Origin of the sequence: Chryseolinea sp. T2 (genome assembly GCF_037203685.1) — a bacterium.
In the GTDB taxonomy this organism is placed as follows: Bacteria; Bacteroidota; Bacteroidia; order Cytophagales; family Cyclobacteriaceae; genus Chryseolinea.
The window spans coordinates 1-18,893 of record NZ_JBBCAU010000007.1 but is presented as its reverse complement, the minus strand read 5'-3'; the positions used below and the strand labels follow the sequence as shown (position 1 = coordinate 18,893).

Genomic DNA, 18,893 nt, shown 5'->3' with positions numbered 1-18,893 from the left:
AGTCCTGAGTCTTTAGTCCTTAGTATTGGTCCTTAGTCCTTAGTACTTGCGACTGAGGCTTATCGAATTATTTCCCACTTATTGGCGCTATACTCAATACTAAGGACTAAGGACTCAGGACTAATTACTACTTTTGCAGTCTTAAAAAAACTGACTGGACTCAGAGGCGCCGAAATGGAAAACATCCGCAATTTTTGCATCATAGCCCACATCGACCACGGTAAAAGTACCCTGGCTGACAGGCTGCTTGAATTCACCGGCACTCTGAATGAGCGCCAAATGGAGGCACAGGTTCTCGATAACATGGACCTGGAGAAAGAAAAGGGCATCACGATAAAATCGCACGCGATCCAGATGAACTATAAGCTGGATGGCAAGGAGTATATTCTGAATCTGATCGATACGCCGGGCCACGTGGATTTCTCGTACGAAGTTTCCCGTTCCATTGCCGCCTGCGAAGGCGCATTGTTGATCGTTGACGCCAGCCAGGGCATTGAAGCTCAAACCATTTCCAATCTATATCTCGCATTGGAACACGACCTGGAAATCATCCCGGTCATGAACAAGATCGACCTCCCTCACGCCATGCCTGAGGAGGTAACAGACGAGATTGTCGACCTGGTTGGATGCCGTCGCGAAGATGTGCTGCGCGCGAGTGCCAAAGAAGGAAAGGGCATTGCTGAAATCCTCGAAGCGGTTGTGAGCCGGATCAAGCCACCCAAAGGCGATCCAAAAGCACCGCTGCAGGCGATGATTTTCGACTCCGTGTTCAATTCATTCCGCGGTATTGAAATCTACTTCCGCGTTTTTAACGGAACGATCCGCAGCGGAGAGAAGATCAAGTTTTTGGGTACAGACCGTGAATACGGCGTAGATGAGATCGGCGTTTTGAAGCTGGATAAACATCCCCGCCAGGAAATAAGCGCAGGCAACGTAGGATATCTTATTTCAGGTATCAAGGTCGCCCGCGAAGTGCACGTCGGCGATACGATCACCAATGCGGTCAATCCCGGAGCGGCATTGAAAGGGTATGAGCAGGTAAAACCGATGGTATTTGCGGGTATCTATCCGGTTGATACTACGGAGTTTGAAGAGTTGCGCGCTTCTATGGAGAAGCTCCAGCTGAACGACGCATCGCTCGTTTGGGAACTCGAGACATCGGCAGCTTTGGGATTCGGTTTCCGCTGCGGTTTCCTCGGGATGCTCCACATGGAAATTATCCAGGAACGTCTGGAGCGCGAATTCAATATGACCGTCATCACGACGGTGCCTTCAGTACAATTCCAGGCATACCTTACCGATGGAACGCAACATTCCATCAATGCACCTTCTGAAATGCCGGATCCTACGAGAGTGGATCGCATCGAGGAGCCTTACATAAAAGCGCAGATTATCAGCAAGGCAGAATACATCGGTCCGATCATCGGCCTTTGCATGGATAAGCGCGGCATCATCAAAAATCAACAGTACTTAACAACGGATAGGGTAGAGCTTTCTTTCGAAATGCCTCTGTCGGAAATTGTCTTCGACTTCTTTGATAAGTTGAAGTCTATCTCGCGCGGCTATGCATCACTCGATTATCACCTGATCGGTTTCCGCGAGTCGGATATGGTGAAGCTCGACATCATGCTTAACGGCGAAAAGGTCGATGCCCTGAGTGCGATCGTACACAGGAGCAAGGCCCAGGACTGGGGACGCAAACTCTGCGAAAAACTGAAGGAGCTTATCCCACGCCAGATGTTCGAGATCGCCATCCAGGCGGCTATCGGTCAAAAGATCGTATCGCGCGAGAACATCAGCGCCATCCGGAAGAACGTATTGGCGAAGTGTTACGGAGGTGATATTTCACGTAAGAGAAAACTCCTCGAAAAGCAGAAGAAGGGTAAGAAGAGAATGCGCCAGGTAGGAAACGTAGAGATTCCTCAGGAGGCATTTATGGCTGTATTGAAAATTGAATGATCGTCAGCATCTGATATGGTAGAAACAACGACCTCATATACGCTCATCGATGGCCGCAAGGTCTCCAGCGACGTAAAGACTGAGATTGCGCAGCGCGTAGCCGAGCGGAAGCAACTTGGAAAGAAAACTCCTCACCTGGCGATTATACTCGTTGGCGACGACGGTGCAAGTCAGACTTACGTCGACAACAAAGTAAAGGCCTGCAAGAGTGTTGGATTTCATTACACGATGATGAGGTTTGCCGATACCATCAGTGAAGACAGGCTGATGAAGCACATCGATCACGTGAACAACGACGACGATGTTGATGGATTCATCGTTCAGTTGCCACTACCGGCTCATATTTCCGTCGAGCGCATTACGGAGAACATCCGTTCCGATAAAGACGTCGATGGATTTACGAACCATAACTTTGGAAGCATCATTTCCAAGAATCCGCTATTGATGCCAGCTACTCCGTTCGGCGTTATGGAGCTTCTTCGACGTTACAGGATTGTAACCGAAGGCAAGCACGCGGTCGTTATCGGAGCCAGCCGGATTGCAGGCGCACCGCTTAGCATGATGCTCACCGAACAGGGCCATGCCACAGTTACGATATGTCATAAGTATACAAAGGACCTCGCTTCTTTTACCCGCTCTGCGGATATCCTCCTCGTTGCCGTGGGCAAGCCGGGACTGGTAACAGCGGATATGGTTAAGGAAGGTGCCGTCGTCATCGACATCGGCACAACGAGAGTTGAGGGTCCTGAATATCCAAAAGGCTGGGCTATCAAAGGCGATGTCGACTTTAAGAACGTAGCGCCCAAAGCATCATTCATTACACCTGTTCCCGGAGGCGTCGGTCCAATGACCATCGCATCGCTCTTGCTGAATACCCTGCGCGCCGCAGAGTTGAGGAATCCGTAATCATTTTTCATCCACCGTCATGATGACGAAGGAACTAATAAGTACCAGCGCGCTGCCGCTCATGGAGGACTTTTATACCGTCCAGGGCGAAGGTGCATTTCAGGGATCAGCCGCTTACTTCATACGACTCGGCGGCTGTGACGTGGGATGCGTCTGGTGTGACGTAAAGGAATCATGGGATGCCTCGGCGCACCCAATGGTGGAAATCAATGACATGGTTTCGCGTGCATCCTCATCCCGCACAAAGATCGTGGTGGTAACAGGTGGCGAGCCGCTCATGTACGATTTGACCGGTCTGACCCGAACCATTCGTGAACAGGGTCTCAGGGCCCACATCGAAACTTCCGGCGCATATCCCATGAGTGGTGAGTGGGATTGGGTGTGCTTTTCTCCGAAGAAGTTTAAGGCTCCCCATCCTTCAGTGTTTGAACAGGCCGATGAACTAAAAGTTGTTGTCTATCATAAGTCAGACATCGAATGGGCTGCTGGTTTTGTTAGTCGCCTCAGACCGTCTTGTCAGTTATTTCTTCAGCCAGAATGGTCGAAACATGATGAAGTCCTGCCCCTCATCATCGATTTCGTTAAAGAGAATCCCCAATGGCAGGTGTCCCTGCAAATTCATAAGTACATGAATATCCCTTAAGGATCATGCGCATTGATGAGTTCAGTGACAGAATGAATTCCCTGGCAACCGCCCGCGTGCCCTTTCTTTTCATGGTAGATTTCGAAATGCAGCGGCCGGAGATTTTTCCGCTGCACGAAATTGATCCCGCTGAAATTCTGTTTGAAGTTAATGGCCGAACCAACGCTCCGGCTAGAACAAATCGAGCCATCCAGTCTGCACTCCATCCGATGCCCCTTTCCAGAGAGGCATACGACTCCAAATTCAGGCAAGTGTACGATCACCTTTTATACGGAGATTCATACTTAACGAATCTCACGGTAAAGACAGAAGTACTCATCTCGGCGACCCTGCGCGATTTGTTTTACTCCAGTCATGCGAGATACAAGTTGCTTTATAAGGACCGGTTTCTCGTTTTCTCTCCGGAGATTTTCGTGCAGGTAGAAAACAACGAGATCCGTAGCTATCCTATGAAGGGCACTATCGATGCATCAATACCCCGTGCCGCGGAGATTATTATTCAGGACCAAAAGGAATTAGCAGAGCATGTAACGATAGTGGACCTCATCCGAAATGACCTCAGCACTGTAGCTGAGGATGTTGTTGTCGAGCGATTTCGATACATCGAGAAGATTACCAGTTTGGATCGGGAACTCCTCCAGGTCAGCTCAAGCATCAGGGGTACCGTTGCCAGTGCCTATTTCTCCCGCCCCGGAGACCTGCTGGTCGCACTGCTTCCCGCCGGCTCCGTGTCAGGTGCACCGAAAAAGAAGACCATGCAGATCATTGCAGAGTCTGAGGGTGAGCCTCGTGGCTATTACAGCGGTATATTTGGAATTTATGACGATGGCAAAATCGACAGCGGCGTAATGATCAGGTTCATCGAGGAGCAAAGCGGACACTACTATTATAGAAGCGGAGGCGGTATCACCGCCCGCAGCGAGATGCAAAAGGAGTATCAGGAAGTTATTGATAAAATATATGTCCCGGTTTCTTGAATCCATCGCCATAGTTGACGGACAAATACAACGGTTGCGCTGGCATCAGGAGCGTGTGAACCGGACATTGCAGGCCCATCATGAGGGCACAACCATAGACCTATACGCGCACATCCACGCCCAGGCAACGCAACAGCCCGGAAACGTCAAATGCCGCGTGCTATATGACCGCGAAATAACCGAAGTGCAGTTTGCTCCTTACACTCCACGCACAATAAAGAGTCTAAGGATGATTGAAAACAATGATGTTGATTATCCGTTCAAATTTGCGGACAGGAAAGTCATTAATGGGCTTTTTGATCAGAAGGGCTCATGCGACGATATTCTTATAGTAAAGAACGGACGAATCACCGACAGTTCCATCGCCAACATTGTGTTCCGTCGAAACGATAAATGGCTTACTCCGGCAGAACCACTGTTAAAAGGAACCATGAGAGCATATTTGATTGAAAAGGGTTTGGTTACGGAGGCAGACATCGCCGTTAAGGACCTTGCTTCTTTTGATGGGTATAAACTGATTAATGCATTATTAGCTTTTTCGTCCGTGGAATATCCAGTGTCCAACATTAACTTTTAGTTCTATTTTTGAAGATGGTGCGATTGATCACTCTACTCATCGGTATTTTGTCGTGGAGCGTAGTCCTTGCTCAGCAACCCGCACCTGTGTTGAGTACAAAATCCAAAAAGGCCATTGAGCTTTATACTGTCGCGGACAACTTTCGGGTACGCGGTGAGTATGACCAGGCCATTAATCTGCTGAACCAGGCACTTGCCAAAGATCCCAAATTTGTTGAGGCATACCTTAGGCTTGGTCTCACGTACTTTTCAATGAAACAGTATCAGAACGCTCTTAGACAATTCGAGAAAGGTCTGGCCCTAACCGATGACATTAACAGGCAAAAGGCATTTTGGTACTCCATGGGAGAGCCCTACTTGCTTACAGGTGAATATGAAAAAGCCATGAAAGTGCTGAAGTCGTTTATTGATAATGAGCGGACCAGCAAGCAGAGACTGGATAGGGCAAACATGCTTTATAAAAGCGCGGAGTTTGCTCTCGAGAGCAAAGCCAATCCCAATCCATACAGCAGGAAGCTGCTCAGTGATTCGGTCAATGAATTTGAATTACAGTACTTTCCTGTACTTACAGCCGATCAGTCGCAGCTGATTTTTACGCGTCGCATTTCTGATAACCCCAACGATGATGAAAACCTGGTGGTGTCCCGTAAAAGCAGCCGCGGTCGATGGTTGAGAGCAGAAAGCATTTCAAAGAATATCAATACACCTCTCAATGAGGGCACCTGCAGTATTTCTGCTGATGGAAGGAAGCTTATCCTCACCACGTGTACCGGTCGCGATGGCATTGGAAGCTGCGACCTTTATGAAAGCATTAAAGTTGGGAACGACTGGTCCGAGCCCCGGAACCTGGGCCGCAATGTGAACAGCAGCGCCTGGGAGTCACAGCCCTCACTCTCGGCGGATGGCAGAACTCTGTACTTTGTATCTGACCGGAAAGCGGGACTGGGGCTGCGTGATATTTGGGTGTCAACCCAGGATTCAAAAGGAGAGTGGACTAAGGCCGTTAATGCCGGTCCGCAGATCAATTCGGCCTACGATGAGATCTCTCCATTCATCCACGCAAACAACAGAACACTATTCTTTGCTACCAACGGCCGCCCGGGCTTCGGTGGCTACGACATCTTTTATTGCGATCGCGATTCCTCAGGCTGGACAACACCAAAAAACCTGGGACAGCCGATCAATGACAATGGCGAGCAGTTCTCTTTATATATAACTGCAGATGGACAGAAGGGATATTATTCTCATGAGGAAACTTTGGGCTCAGGCCACTCGCGCAGCAAGATCTACGAGGTGCTGATACCTCCGACAAATCAGGTGCGGTTCCGGAGCAATTATGTCAAGGGCGTTATACGTGATAAAGTTTCCAGGTCCCCGCTAAGCGCCAGGATCGAACTGCTTAACATTAAGACTGATGAAGTTGTATCGCTCGTGTCCTCCGACTCCGTGACGGGCGAATACCTGATTATTTTAACTCAGGGCGACGAATATGCTTTATACGTTACGAAGGCGGGCTACCTCTTTAAGAGTTATAATTTCAACTACTCTGAAATAACAGACTTTGAGCCCATTGCGATAGATATAGACCTCGAGAAAGTTATGGCGGGTTCGGTCGCCGTTCTCAACAATATCTTTTTTGACGTCGACAAGTATGAACTGAAGGAAAAGTCCAGCCCTGAGTTGCAGAAGATCCTGCGGTTTCTAAAGGAGAATCCCAGGGTCAAAGTGGAGATCGGCGGACACACCGACAATTCGGGATCAGCGTCCTATAACCGCGAGCTTTCCGAGAAACGGGCCAGGTCGGTATACGACTTTATGGTACAGCATGGCATCGACAAGGCACGTCTTTTTACGAAAGGTTACGGTCCGGACCGCCCTGTAGCATCTAACGAAAACGATGCCGGCAAACAGCAAAACAGACGAATTGAGTTCAGAATCTTACATTGAACTCACATCCTTCGTTCAGATCTGCGAAATATCCATCATCTTCTTAATTATCAGTCGTTTATCTGAATGTTTCCCTCGTCCCGGAGGCGTCACATCTTTTTTATAGAACTTATTTTGGTGGTTATTTCGAGGGGTGAGGAAATAAAATACAGCAATAAGCGGTATTATATAACGCCTGCCATACCACCAAATGGTGTATCTGAATTTTTCCCGAAACACAAAATGATCTAAGTTTGAACGCTTAAACTCCAAAGGTTTAAGCACCTATTTTATCATTAACCAAACTAAATTATGAGGAGAATTCTACTGGGATGCCTTGTAACGTTATTCACTTTTTGCGCAGCTGACGTGCTGGCACAAAGAAACGTTACGGGTCGCGTAACCTCCGCCGAAGACGGATCTGGTCTTCCGGGGGTTAACGTTGTTGTGAAAGGTTCCACTTCAGGAACAGTGACAGATGCGGATGGTTCTTATTCGCTGTCAGTGCCAGAGGGTGGAAATGTGTTGGTGTTTACTTTCATCGGTCTCAAAAGCCAGGAGATCGACATTGCAGGTCGTGCAGTGGTAGACGCAAATTTGGCAGCAGATGTAACGCAATTGAGCGAAGTAGTAGTTACTGCGCTTGGTATCGAGCGTAACAAGAATGAGCTGGGTTATGCTGCCCAGCAGGTTAGCGGCGACAAAATCACTGCCGCGCGTGGAACTAACTTCGTTAATTCCCTTTCCGGTAAAGTTTCCGGTGTCGACATCAAGGCGAGCAACACCATGGGTGGGTCGACAAACGTGGTTATTCGTGGTTACAAGTCACTTACAAACAGCAACCAGGCTTTGTTTGTAATTGATGGTATCCCCGTAACAAACGCCTCTACAAACACCACTGCACAGCAAACTGGTGGTGTGGGTGTAGATTACGGTAACGCCGCGCAAGACATCAACCCTGACAACATTGCTTCCGTGAACGTACTGAAAGGTGCTGCTGCTACAGCGCTTTACGGTTCCCGAGCCGCTAACGGAGTAATCATGATCACGACCAAGAAAGGTCGTAAAAACTCTTTTGATGTTGTTCTTAACTCAGGTCTTACCTGGGGTCAGATCGACAAAACCACTTACACCAAGTATCAGAAAGAGTACGGAGCTGGTTATATTCCCCGCTTCGGTGCTAACAAAACTTTTGATGACGGATCACTTCCAACACCAGTATACGGTGATGATGCCTCTTATGGTCCTAAGTTTGACGGTCAGCCAGTTTATCACTGGGATGCCCTCGATCCTTCCTCACAGTATTACCACAAGTCACGTCCCTGGGTAGCAGCTGCTAACGATCCTACTAACAGCTACTTCGAAACTGCTGTAACGTCTAGCCAGAGCGTTGGTATCAGCGCAGGTACCGATAAAACTACTTACAAAGTAGGTTATACCCGTGTTGACGAAAAGGGTATGCTCCCTAACAGCACGATCGATCGTAACATGTTCAACTTCACAGCATCAACTGAGTTGATTAAGAAGATGACGATTACGACTTCTGCGAACTATACCAACATTAAAGGTGTCGGACGCTACGGAACAGGTTACAACGGCCGTAACCCTAACCAGGGTTTCCGCCAGTGGTGGCAGACTAACGTTGACATCAAAGAACAACGTGAAGCTTACTTCCGCAATCGTCAGAACGTAACCTGGAACTGGAACGCAGCAGCAACTGGTCCGCTGTATGCAGATAACCCATACTGGTCACGTTATGAAAACTATTCAAACGATTCACGTAACCACTTCTTCGGTTATGCAAGTTTGAATTACGAAATCACTCCATGGTTGAGCGTGTTAGGTCGTGCCGCGTACGATGGTACTCAGGACTTCCAGGAAGAACGCGTTGCCGTGGGTAGCGCTGGAACCAGCTCTTACGGACGCTATAACCGCGGTTACAGCGAGCAGAACTATGATCTGATGTTCACCGTGAAAAAGAAGTTTGCTGAAGACTTCGCTTTCACCGGCTTGGTCGGTACTAACCTTCGCCGCACAAAGACTGAATCTATCCGCGCTTCAACAAACGGCGGTTTGGTTGTGCCACGTCTGTATTCACTGTCCAACTCTCTTAGCCCGATCAACCCTCCTACTGAAGAGTATATCCGCGAAGGTGTTGACGGTATATTTGCTGACCTGACACTCGGTTACAAAGAGCTGGCTTACATCGAAGGAACTGTGCGTAGAGATCAGTCAACTGCTCTTCCTGCAGCACATGATTCATATTGGTATTATTCAGGAGCAGCAAACTTCGTGTTCTCTGAAATAATTGACGCTGACTGGTTGTCAAACGGTAAACTCCGTGCAAACTATGCCGAAGTTGGTAATGCCGGCCAGCCACAGGCGGTGTTTGATGTCTATGACAAACCAACAGGTATCGGATCTATTCCTCTGTTCTCATTGCCGAACACGAAGAACAACGCCGATCTTAAACCTGAGCGCACGAAAAGCTGGGAAGTGGGTGCAGAAGCCGATTTCTTCGACAACCGTTTAGGTGTTGACCTGACTTACTATGAAGCAAAATCACTCGACCAGATCCTTAACGTTACTGTAAGTGGCGCGACCGGATATACTGGTAAGTGGGTGAACTCTGGTGAGATCACTAACAAAGGTATAGAAGCATCTCTCTACGTTGTTCCTATCCAGACAAATGACTTCAGCTGGACAATCAACTTTAACTATACCCGCAACCGTAACATGGTTGTTGATCTCTATGGCGAAGGATCTGGCGAAGTAACAAACTATCCTCTCGGTGTATCTTCAGTGCAGGGTGGTGTTTCATTTAACGCAGCTAAAGGATATCCTTTCGGTGTAATCCGCGGTAAGGATTTCGTTTATACTAACGGCGAGCGTACTGTTAACTCAGCTGGATACTATCAGACTACTACAGCTTCTAACGTTATCATTGGTAACGCGATGCCTGACTGGATCGGCGGTATCAACAACTCACTTTCTTATAAAGGTGTGGCGCTTAGCTTCCTCGTTGACATCCGCAAGGGTGGTAACATATGGTCACTTGACCAGTGGTATGGCGAAGCAACAGGTCTGTATCCTAACAGCGTAGGTCTGAACGACCGTGGCGTTGATAAGCGTACTCCTGTTGATGAAGGTGGTGGTATCCTCCTCCCTGGTGTACAGGCTGACGGATCTGCTAACACTGTATATGGTGAAGCACAGGATGGCGATGGTCAGCTTCCTTTCGGTTATGCTGCCAACGGTTACTCTGGAGCACCTCATGCATGGTATGTGTATGATGCGAGCTACGTGAAACTTCGTGAAGCTACTATCACTTATTCATTGCCAGTTGCCGCTCTCGGCCTTGGCAAAGCCTTCAAGGCAATTGATCTTTCTTTGATCGGACGCAACTTGTGGATCATCGACAAGAAGATGAAGTATGCAGATCCCGAAGATGGTCTTAGCTCAGGAAACACCAACGTTACTGGCTACCAGAGCGGTGCTTATCCGATGTTGAGATCCTATGGATTTAATGTTAAACTAACCTTCTAAGCTGAACGAATATGAAAAGATTAATCATTTTCATTCTTCCGATTGTGCTGATGACGGCGTGTGTGGAGAACCTTGACAATTGGAATGTTGATCAGAAGAAGGCCACAAGTGTTCCTCCTCGTACGTTGTTCACCAACGCCCTTAAGGGGATCATCGATGTCGTTACAACACCGAACGTAAATACAAACAACTTCCGCATGTTCGTCCAGTATTGGGCAACAACTACTTATTTGGATGAGCCACGCTATAACATGACACAGCGTCTCTATTCTCAGAATCAGTGGTACGCAGCTTATCGCGATGCGCTTGTTGACTTGAAAGAAGCAAAAGAATTGATCAACGAAGACGCAACTCTCGCGCCTGACTTAAAGGCCAATCAGCTCGCGCTGGTTGAAATTGCAGAAGTGTATTGCTGGAATTTCCTTGTCAATACATTCGGTGACGTGCCTTACACTGAGGCCCTGGATCCAAACAATGTGCTTCCAGTTTACGACAATGCTGCAACCATCTATGCTGATTTGCTTACCCGTTTGGATGCTGCCATCGGCATGCTGAATACAAATGCAGGCACGTTTACTAACGGTAATGATGTTATCTATGGTGGTTCTGCTGCAAAGTGGAAGCTGTTTGCTAACTCTCTGAAGCTCAGAATGGGTATGTTGCTGGCAGACGTTGATGCTGCGAAGTCTCGTTCTGTAGTTGAGGCAGCTATCGCCGGCGGCGGAAGTTCTCTCATTTTGTTGAGCTCTGATAATGCTAAATTCCCTTATATCAGTGCACCGCCAAACAACAACCCGGTTTCAGCAAACCTGAATCCGCTGTTTTCAAGCCGCGAGGACTTTGTAATGGCAAACACCATTATTGACAAGATGAATGATCGTTTTGACCCTAGAAGAAAGTTCTTCTTCACTAAAGTCGACGACGGCGATCCTAACCTCGATAAGGATTACAAAGGTGGCAATTACGGATTCTCAAATGCGTACGCTGATTTTTCACACGTAAGTGCGAAAATTATCGAGCCGACATTTGAAGCTCTGTTCATCGATGCATCGGAAGTAAGCTTCTACCTTGCTGAGGCAAAAGAACGCGGTTACAATGTACCTGCGATGACTTTCGGCCCTGCTCCTGGAAGAACCCTTAGCACAGCTCAGGATTTCTATAACTACGGTATTGAAACATCAATCCTGTATTGGGGTGGCACAGCTTCTGAGGTAACTACTTATCTTGCACAGGATTTGGTGAACTATACAAATGACAAATCCGGATTAACATGGCAGGAAAAAATCGGAACCCAAAAGTGGATTTCATTGAACAACCGCGGTTGGGAGTCCTGGACAGAATGGAGAAGACTTGATTTTCCAAAGCTGTCTCCTCCAAGCGGACCTAGCATTCCTACCGCTCTCACAATTCCTACACGTATGATCTATCCTGTGATAGAGCAGACTGTAAATGGTGATCAGTGGACTACTGCAGCTGGCCGTTACAACTCTGATTCTCCAGCAGCTAAGCTTTTCTGGGACACTAAGTAAGTCGTCCACGTAGAGCTAGCCTAATAGTTTAAAAAGGGCTGCCTGAAAAGGCAGCCCTTTTTTGTTACGTGCTCAGAAGATGGGATAGTCTTTTGGATATAAGGAACGGCACGCGCTGAGTTAGTATGCACCGAAGTTGAAGGTGATTTTTCTAAAACCAGGACGGCAATCGCGATATGTTTTGTCTGTTGCCTGATTTCTATTGCGCTTCTTTCCGGCTTGGGTTCGTTACCAGTGGACCACCTTAAAGTTCTTCTAAAACCATTCTGTGGTTCGAGTCCGATCTATCGGCCCCACCAGGAAGGCCTCACGTTGGTCACATCCCCACCCTCATACCGAAGACAATTATAACATGGTGGAGGCGGGCATCCAGGTCCGCAAGGATTTGCGCATTGTTCGGGCAGCCAGTTGGGAATGCTATAAGAAAGGTCTGTTCTATTGAAATACCAGCGCGTGCCTTGTTCACGCACTACTCCAAAATAGCCGTACGCCTTTCCTTTTGATGAAGTAAAGTTGCTCTTCAGATTGTAAGGAGGTGTGGCAAAAACGCCATCGGCCTTATTGAGCTCCTGCATCTCTTTCCAGAAGTAGTAATAATCTTCTGTCATCACTTGTTGTTCGATCAAAGCCGAAAACTCATGAAGCACCCGCTCGTTCTGTTCAACGTCCATAAAGAACAGATCTTTGTTGTATCCTCCCTCGTTATCTGCCTGTAGTGTGTAATCACGAAGATAAAGACTGGTAGTTGCCCAGCAGAATTTTACCATTGCATCCGTTGTTGACGCCAGCGGCGCATCGTACAACCAGGTAGGTAAGAACTTCCAGCGATAGTAAATGGTCTCTCCGGTTTCATTAACAGGGATAGCCAATTTCGACGTCACACCTTTAACGTCACTCACGGCATTAAGGATAATACGCTGCGTCGTGGTCTCCTGAAATGTTACAGGGCCAATAGCCGGAGCGTTGACTGGCATTTCCTGCCAGTCCGATTCTATGAACACATCATCAGGTGACGTAACCGATAACTTGTAACGAACACCAGCTGCTGCCTTAAAGTCATCATTGAACAGTTTATAGATGCCTGGCTTTTTGATAGGATCCTCCTCCGTATACGTCCACTGTTCCCCCTGGTCACTGGTCAGGATTACTGTTGCGTAACTCAGCGTGACCGGCCTCACGTTGGTAACGTCACCCGACTTGCTGAGCTTGACTGTAAAGTATCTGCCATCCGAAGGATAGCTCTTTGTATCGTTGAATGATTTGTCGGAGAGTGTCGCCTCGATTACAATTCCAGGATCCGTGTCCGTGATCTTGAACTGATAAGGTTCGATGCACCCCACAACCAGCAGCATAACCATTGCAAATCGAATATTCTTCATCATGTTCAAAAGCTGAAGTTGTAGGTTATTGATGGGAATACTGAGCCCAATACCGAAAGCTTCTTCGCCTTGCCATACCGGTCGAATGAAATTGAGTATGCGTTCTTCCTTCCATATACATTGAAAACAGAAAACACCCATTCGCTGCGATAGCGCGAAAGCTTGTGTGGCCTGTCCTTCAGCGTGAATGAGATGTCAAGACGATGATAATCCGGAATGCGATACTCGTTACGTTGCGAATAGTTTAGCACTGATAGATAAACGTCATAGCTGAACTTTGAAACGGGTATCGTAATTGGCCGGCCGGTGCTATAATGAAAGTTCGTGGCAAAGAATCCACGCACCCCTACTCGGTAATTCAGCACCAGCGATACATTATGAGGCTGATCAAATGCCGATGCGTAATACTTGCCTTCGTTGATCACGATATCTGTGGCTTCCTGGCCATCGAACTTTCTCAAGCTCCTGCTGTATGTGTATGAAAGCCATCCGTTGAATTTTCCCCGTGTTTTCTTAAGAAACAGCTCCCCACCGTAGGCTTTACCCTTTCCCTGTGACAAACCTGCTTCGAGAATCGGATTCAGTGTAATGTCTGCCCCTTCTATGTAATCAACCGCGTTGTCTATCGTCTTGTAAAATCCTTCAAGTGAAAACTCAAAGAGATTGTCCGCAAAGTTCTGGAAATAACCAAGTGAGTACTGGTCGCCCATTTGAGGTTTCAGCATTGGACCACTTGCCACCCAATAGTCCTGAGGAGTTGTTGAAGTAGTGTTTGAAATAAGATGAACATATTGATACCCCCGATAATAGCTGGCCTTCATCGAAGCACTGGGCGTAACCAGGAAACGCACAGAAAGACGGGGCTCGAGCCCATCGTAGGTAGATATCACCGCCCCCGAAGCGTAATGAACAGTATCCACAACCGAAGGATATCGGCCGTTCATGTTGTTGTAGTCGTATGTATAAATGTCTTCTCTGCCCAGGCGGACAAAGTATGAATACCGAAGTCCTGCTGAGACGGATAGCCGATCCGTTAGTTTAGCGTCGCCCTGAATGAACAATGCCGATTCGATCATTCGCTGATCCTGCATGTCCTGAAAAGGAATGTTGTGAGATTCTTCTGCTGGTGTCAGCTTGCCAGGCTCAAGGCGGCTCATAGTAGATTCAAGGCCCGTTACGAACTTGGTCTCTTCGACCGGAGCGTAAGTCAGATCAAATCGTCCGCCGAAACTTTGGATAGCGTTGTAATAGCTGAATTTTTCAATCTCATCCTGGCTCTCTACATCACTGCGATAATTGCTGCTGGTTACTGCAACCGTTGAATACCATTTGTCGGAGAAAGTATGGTCCCATTTCAGCGTGGCATTAAAAGTCTGCCAGCTGAATACCGAATCCGTTTCCAATCTGAAATCATCATAGCTGTTATAGACAGATAGCGTGATGAAGTTCTTGTCATTGAAAGTGTGAAGCACCTTCGCGGTAATATCATGAAAATTGGCAGCGCTGCGCTTGAGGCGAATGTCGTCGGTTGCATGCAACAGCCAGTTCACGTAGGATATGCGTCCACCGATCATATACGATGACTTATTCTTGATAAGTGGACCCTGAACGGTTAGCCTTGACGTTACGGGGCCAACTCCTCCCGACACGCTATGCCTGGTTGCATCACCCTTCTTCAGCGAAACATTCAGAACAGACGAGATCCTGCTTCCAAAGCTGGCAGGACCGGCGCCCTTGTACAGCGTAATGTCGCTAACCATATCCGGGTTGAACGCTGAAAAAAATCCAAACAGATGTGATGGATTGTAGATCGTTGCGCCGTCCTGAAGCACAAGGTTTTGTCCTGACTCACCGCCCCGCACATTGAAGCCTGACGCGAGTTCACCAGCAGTAGACACACCCGGAAGCGTAGTGAGACTTCGGATGGGGTCAACTTCACCCATAAACGTCGGAATGGTTTTTATCGTCTCAATGCTAAGGTGTTCAACACCCGAAATCTGACTTACCACATTTTCGTTGATGCGTTCGGCCGTAACCGTTACGCCTTCCAGTTCTTTAGAGGTTTGAAAAAGCTTTACGGTGAGACGTGTTTCTGTCGCGTACTTACTCCAGCCGATGATCAGCGTTTCGGCATCGTAGCCGGCAAACTTCACCTGCGCTACAACCAATGGTGTGTTTGGCGTGGAGATAGAGAATTGACCGTTTTCATCAGCGGCAGTTCCTTTTTTTGAAACAGGAAAATACAGCTGTGCCCCGGTCAGGGTGGATTGAGAATGAGCATCTGATACAGTTCCGGTAATGCTCCCATGAGATCCCTCTGACAATACCAGGTATTGGGGCTTGGTATTGGTTAAGGTGTTTTTGAGTGTATTCTTGTCGGCAAGAACAATAACCTTTTCGCTGATCTTTACGACGTCAATTATCCCGGAAAAACTATCGAGGTATTCAAGCAGCCGCATGGGTTTCTCTATTCCCTGCACGGTCAGTGCTTCAAGGCGATTCATATCGCCAACGAAGTCTATATCATGCACCTTTTCCAGATCCTGGAGAAAGGTAGAAAGTACCTTCCCATTCGAGGATTGATCTATCGTAATGTCCTTGAGGGCTTGGGCCGAAACCTGGCTAATAGCGCAGGTGAGCAGCACAAAGAAGAAACATCTCATCGTCCAACGTTCAGCAATAAAATAAGGGTTCAAACTGCTAATAATCGGCGAACTATCCTCCAATATTGTGGATAAACGGCATCAAAAAGGTGACGCTTTCCGCGCGATATTGCCGAGACCACGCATCTCCAAAACCAACGGCGTGGAGGGGCAGCTGCAGCAACCTGCGGTGTTGTGCTCCGCGTACGTCCTGAGGGTTGCGTCCCAATCTGTTTGGTAAGGGGTAGGAGGGATTCTATATTTGTAATGAAGTTGAATGCATGATTTACGTCAGCCGAAAGGAACATTTCAATGCCGCGCACAAGCTGTATAACCCAGCCTGGACACCAGAGAAAAATGTCGAAGTATTTGGTCCCTGTGCGAACGAGAACTGGCATGGGCACAATTTTGACTTAATCGTCACAATCAAGGGAAAGCCAGATCCTCTCACGGGATTTGTAGTGGACTTAAAAAAGCTCAGTAATCTCATACGGCAGGAGGTTATTGACAAACTGGACCATAAAAACCTTAATCTGGATGTCGAGTTCATGAAGGGAAAGCTCGCCAGCTGTGAAACCCTCGTTGTCGAAATCTGGAAGATACTTGCAGCACATCTGCCGTCGGTAACAGGATACGGGCAGCTGCATAGCATACGGCTGTATGAAACGCCCAGGAACTACGTCGAATATTTTGGAGAATGAGGTATTACATCGTTGCCGGCGAGCGTTCCGGAGACCTGCATGCAAGTAATCTGGTAAAGGCCCTGAAACAGCGGGACCCTGAGGCAGTCTTTCGTGGTTTCGGCGGCGACTACATGCAAATGCAGGGCGTAGACCTGGCGGTTCATTATCGCGAACTGGCGATCATGGGCTTCGCCGAACTCCTGACGAATGCCTTCAAGATCAAGCGTTACATCCGCCGATGCCGCGAAGACATTGCCGCGTATAACCCGGACGTTATCATACTGGTGGATTATGGCGGCTTTAACCTTCAAATCGCCAAGTACGGAAAGAAACATCACTACAAGGTCTACTTTTACATTCTGCCAAAGTATTGGGCATGGTGGCCGGGAAGAGCGCTCTGGCTGAAACCTCACGTGGATAAGCTCTTCACCATTCTCCCATTTGAGAAAGAGTTTTACAAAAAGTTTAACTGGGAAGCCCACTACGTCGGTAATCCTGTCCTGGATGCCGTTAAAGAGCACGTCGAAAGCGACAACTTCCTTACGAAGCATGGACTGGTCGACAAGCCGTATGTTGCTCTGCTGCCCGGAAGCCGGAAGCAGGAACTTATGTACATCGTTCCGGAACTGGAAAAGATGGTGCAGCGAATGAGCAATCAGCAATTCTGTGTGGCAGCTGTCAATAACCTCGACAACTCGCTATACGGCGAGCTCCCATACATCTCCAATGTTACCATGGTGTTCGAAGACACCTATAATCTGTTGCTTCATGCCAAGGCTGCTGTTGTCACCTCAGGAACGGCAACGTTAGAGACAGCGCTGTTCCGCGTGCCACAGGTAGTCGTCTATAAGGCCAACCCGGTCACCTATGGCTTTGCAAAATTCATGATCACGGTTAGGTACATCTCTCTGGTCAACCTGATCGCCGGCCGTGAAATCGTAAAGGAACTCATCCAGTCAGAAATGACCGCAGCGTATCTGTATACTGAAGTTAGCAGACTTGTTTCTGATCCTGAATATCGCCGTGAAATGGTGGCTGCCTACGACGACATCATCAAAGTTCTCGACACGGGCTCTGCCTCGGATAACGCCGCTTCACTCATCATCCAGTACCTGAAAGAATCCCCACGCGCTGCTAAGTAGGCGTTCGAAACTACTGGAATTGCCTGTTCAGATATCGAACGTAAAGGTTCGTGTTGCTGAATTGCCAGGCGTATCCTTAGCTGTTGCAGTTATAGCCGTGCCTGCTAACGAAGAAATTTCCGATCGGGTCGTGTAAATCCAAAAGTCGCGGACGCGTTCAGATAATACCGCCTCTCCGCGTTCGATTTCTTTGCCGGCGGCACTGATGATTACAACGGTCACCGACGTAACTCTGAAGTCATCGATAGCATAGATAAATATTTCATTCCCCGGTTGGCCTCGGTACTCGTCTGTTTCAATCCGGCGTATCTCCGGAGCTTTCATGTAGTCGGTTAATGCAACCTGGTAGACAGAGTTCTTCTTTTTGGTTATGCCGGTTGCGTACATCGCCCGCAAGCTTTCGTTGACCTTTGAATTGTTGCCGTAGTTTTTCGCATGGCGGAACCTGTTTTGTGAAGCTATCTGTGTCGGATGATATTTTTCCGGCTTACTTGGCGCATTGGCCATTACTGGTCCGTTTTTGGTTTGACGTATGACAACGGTCTCACCCAAAGTTCCTGTGACTTTTTGGAGAATTGGATTGTTTCTGATTTTAGGCATAATGATTACGCTGTTTATGGTTATGTGTCGTAACAACGCCTTCGCCGATAGCATCTATTGAAGCGCCGGCTGTTACTTACCGTAAACATGCAACAAGTAAAAACATAGCTTTTTCGTTTCTCACCTTTTGAGTTCGAACGTTGCAAACATTGATCGTTCGTTAAAAAGTTTTTTCGATTATTAGCAATGTTTTCAGGGGAATCATGCAGTTGACTGGAACACAAACATTTTCATCACACAAATCTTTAGAACCCGGCGTATTTGAGACGTTGGGAAATTGAATTTTTCAGTATTAATTGAGATGTGTGGGGTCTGTAAAATAAACTGTGTCAGTATTACTATTGAACCGATGTTGGAATGTGGGTAACTCCAACGGGTACTGTTG

The 18,893-nt window shown here is 47.8% G+C and carries 13 protein-coding genes; 10 read left to right on the top strand and 3 right to left on the bottom strand.

Annotated elements, in window-relative coordinates; genetic code table 11:
• The first annotated feature begins 174 nt into the window (after positions 1-174).
• The 8 genes from lepA to WBG78_RS21145 all read left to right on the top strand — a co-directional run bounded on the left by lepA (position 175) and on the right by WBG78_RS21145 (position 12,062).
• On the top strand, positions 175-1,959 hold the full coding sequence (gene lepA, locus WBG78_RS21180; RefSeq protein ID WP_337328489.1) for a translation elongation factor 4: 1,785 nt from the start codon (positions 175-177) through the stop codon (positions 1,957-1,959).
• Positions 1,960-1,974: 15 nt separating this feature from the next.
• A complete protein-coding gene (locus WBG78_RS21175) occupies positions 1,975-2,865 on the top strand; it encodes a bifunctional 5,10-methylenetetrahydrofolate dehydrogenase/5,10-methenyltetrahydrofolate cyclohydrolase (RefSeq protein ID WP_337328488.1) in 891 nt (296 codons plus the stop codon).
• 22 nt (positions 2,866-2,887) lie between these two features.
• Complete coding sequence (locus WBG78_RS21170) at positions 2,888-3,508, top strand: 7-carboxy-7-deazaguanine synthase QueE (protein ID WP_443092795.1); 621 nt, start codon at positions 2,888-2,890, stop codon at positions 3,506-3,508.
• A gap of 5 nt (positions 3,509-3,513) precedes the next feature.
• Positions 3,514-4,485, top strand: coding sequence for an aminodeoxychorismate synthase component I (locus WBG78_RS21165; protein WP_337328486.1), 972 nt, complete (start codon positions 3,514-3,516; stop codon positions 4,483-4,485).
• Positions 4,469-5,062: an aminotransferase class IV family protein gene (locus WBG78_RS21160; protein ID WP_337328485.1), complete on the top strand. Its 594-nt coding sequence runs from the start codon at positions 4,469-4,471 to the stop codon at positions 5,060-5,062. The genes WBG78_RS21165 and WBG78_RS21160 overlap by 17 nt, the downstream gene beginning before the upstream one ends.
• Positions 5,063-5,076: 14 nt before the next feature.
• Positions 5,077-7,008, top strand: coding sequence for an OmpA family protein (locus tag WBG78_RS21155; protein ID WP_443092793.1), 1,932 nt, complete (start codon positions 5,077-5,079; stop codon positions 7,006-7,008).
• 291 nt (positions 7,009-7,299) lie between these two features.
• A complete protein-coding gene (locus tag WBG78_RS21150; protein WP_337328483.1) occupies positions 7,300-10,533 on the top strand; it encodes a SusC/RagA family TonB-linked outer membrane protein in 3,234 nt (1,077 codons plus the stop codon).
• Positions 10,534-10,544: 11 nt separating this feature from the next.
• On the top strand, positions 10,545-12,062 hold the full coding sequence (locus tag WBG78_RS21145) for a SusD/RagB family nutrient-binding outer membrane lipoprotein (protein ID WP_337328482.1): 1,518 nt from the start codon (positions 10,545-10,547) through the stop codon (positions 12,060-12,062).
• A gap of 284 nt (positions 12,063-12,346) precedes the next feature.
• On the opposite strand, the gene WBG78_RS21140 is transcribed toward WBG78_RS21145, so the two are convergent.
• Together WBG78_RS21140 and WBG78_RS21135 are read right to left on the bottom strand one after the other, a co-directional pair.
• On the bottom strand, positions 12,347-13,444 hold the full coding sequence (locus tag WBG78_RS21140) for a DUF4249 domain-containing protein (RefSeq protein WP_337328481.1): 1,098 nt from the start codon (positions 13,442-13,444) through the stop codon (positions 12,347-12,349).
• Between the two features lie 2 nt (positions 13,445-13,446).
• Positions 13,447-16,104, bottom strand: coding sequence for a TonB-dependent receptor (locus WBG78_RS21135; RefSeq protein ID WP_337328480.1), 2,658 nt, complete (start codon positions 16,102-16,104; stop codon positions 13,447-13,449).
• 260 nt (positions 16,105-16,364) lie between these two features.
• Here WBG78_RS21135 and WBG78_RS21130 point away from each other — a divergent pair, with 260 nt between their 5' ends.
• Together WBG78_RS21130 and lpxB are read left to right on the top strand one after the other, a co-directional pair.
• Positions 16,365-16,784 carry a 6-pyruvoyl trahydropterin synthase family protein gene (locus WBG78_RS21130; RefSeq protein ID WP_337328479.1) on the top strand — a complete coding sequence of 140 codons (420 nt, stop codon included), beginning with the start codon at positions 16,365-16,367 and terminating at the stop codon, positions 16,782-16,784.
• Entirely contained in the window at positions 16,781-17,908 is a 1,128-nt protein-coding gene (lpxB, locus tag WBG78_RS21125) for a lipid-A-disaccharide synthase (RefSeq protein ID WP_337328478.1), read from the top strand. The genes WBG78_RS21130 and lpxB overlap by 4 nt, the downstream gene beginning before the upstream one ends.
• Positions 17,909-17,935: 27 nt before the next feature.
• Here lpxB and WBG78_RS21120 read toward each other — a convergent pair whose 3' ends face one another.
• Positions 17,936-18,508, bottom strand: coding sequence for a hypothetical protein (locus WBG78_RS21120; protein ID WP_337328477.1), 573 nt, complete (start codon positions 18,506-18,508; stop codon positions 17,936-17,938).
• Positions 18,509-18,893: the final 385 nt, after the last annotated feature.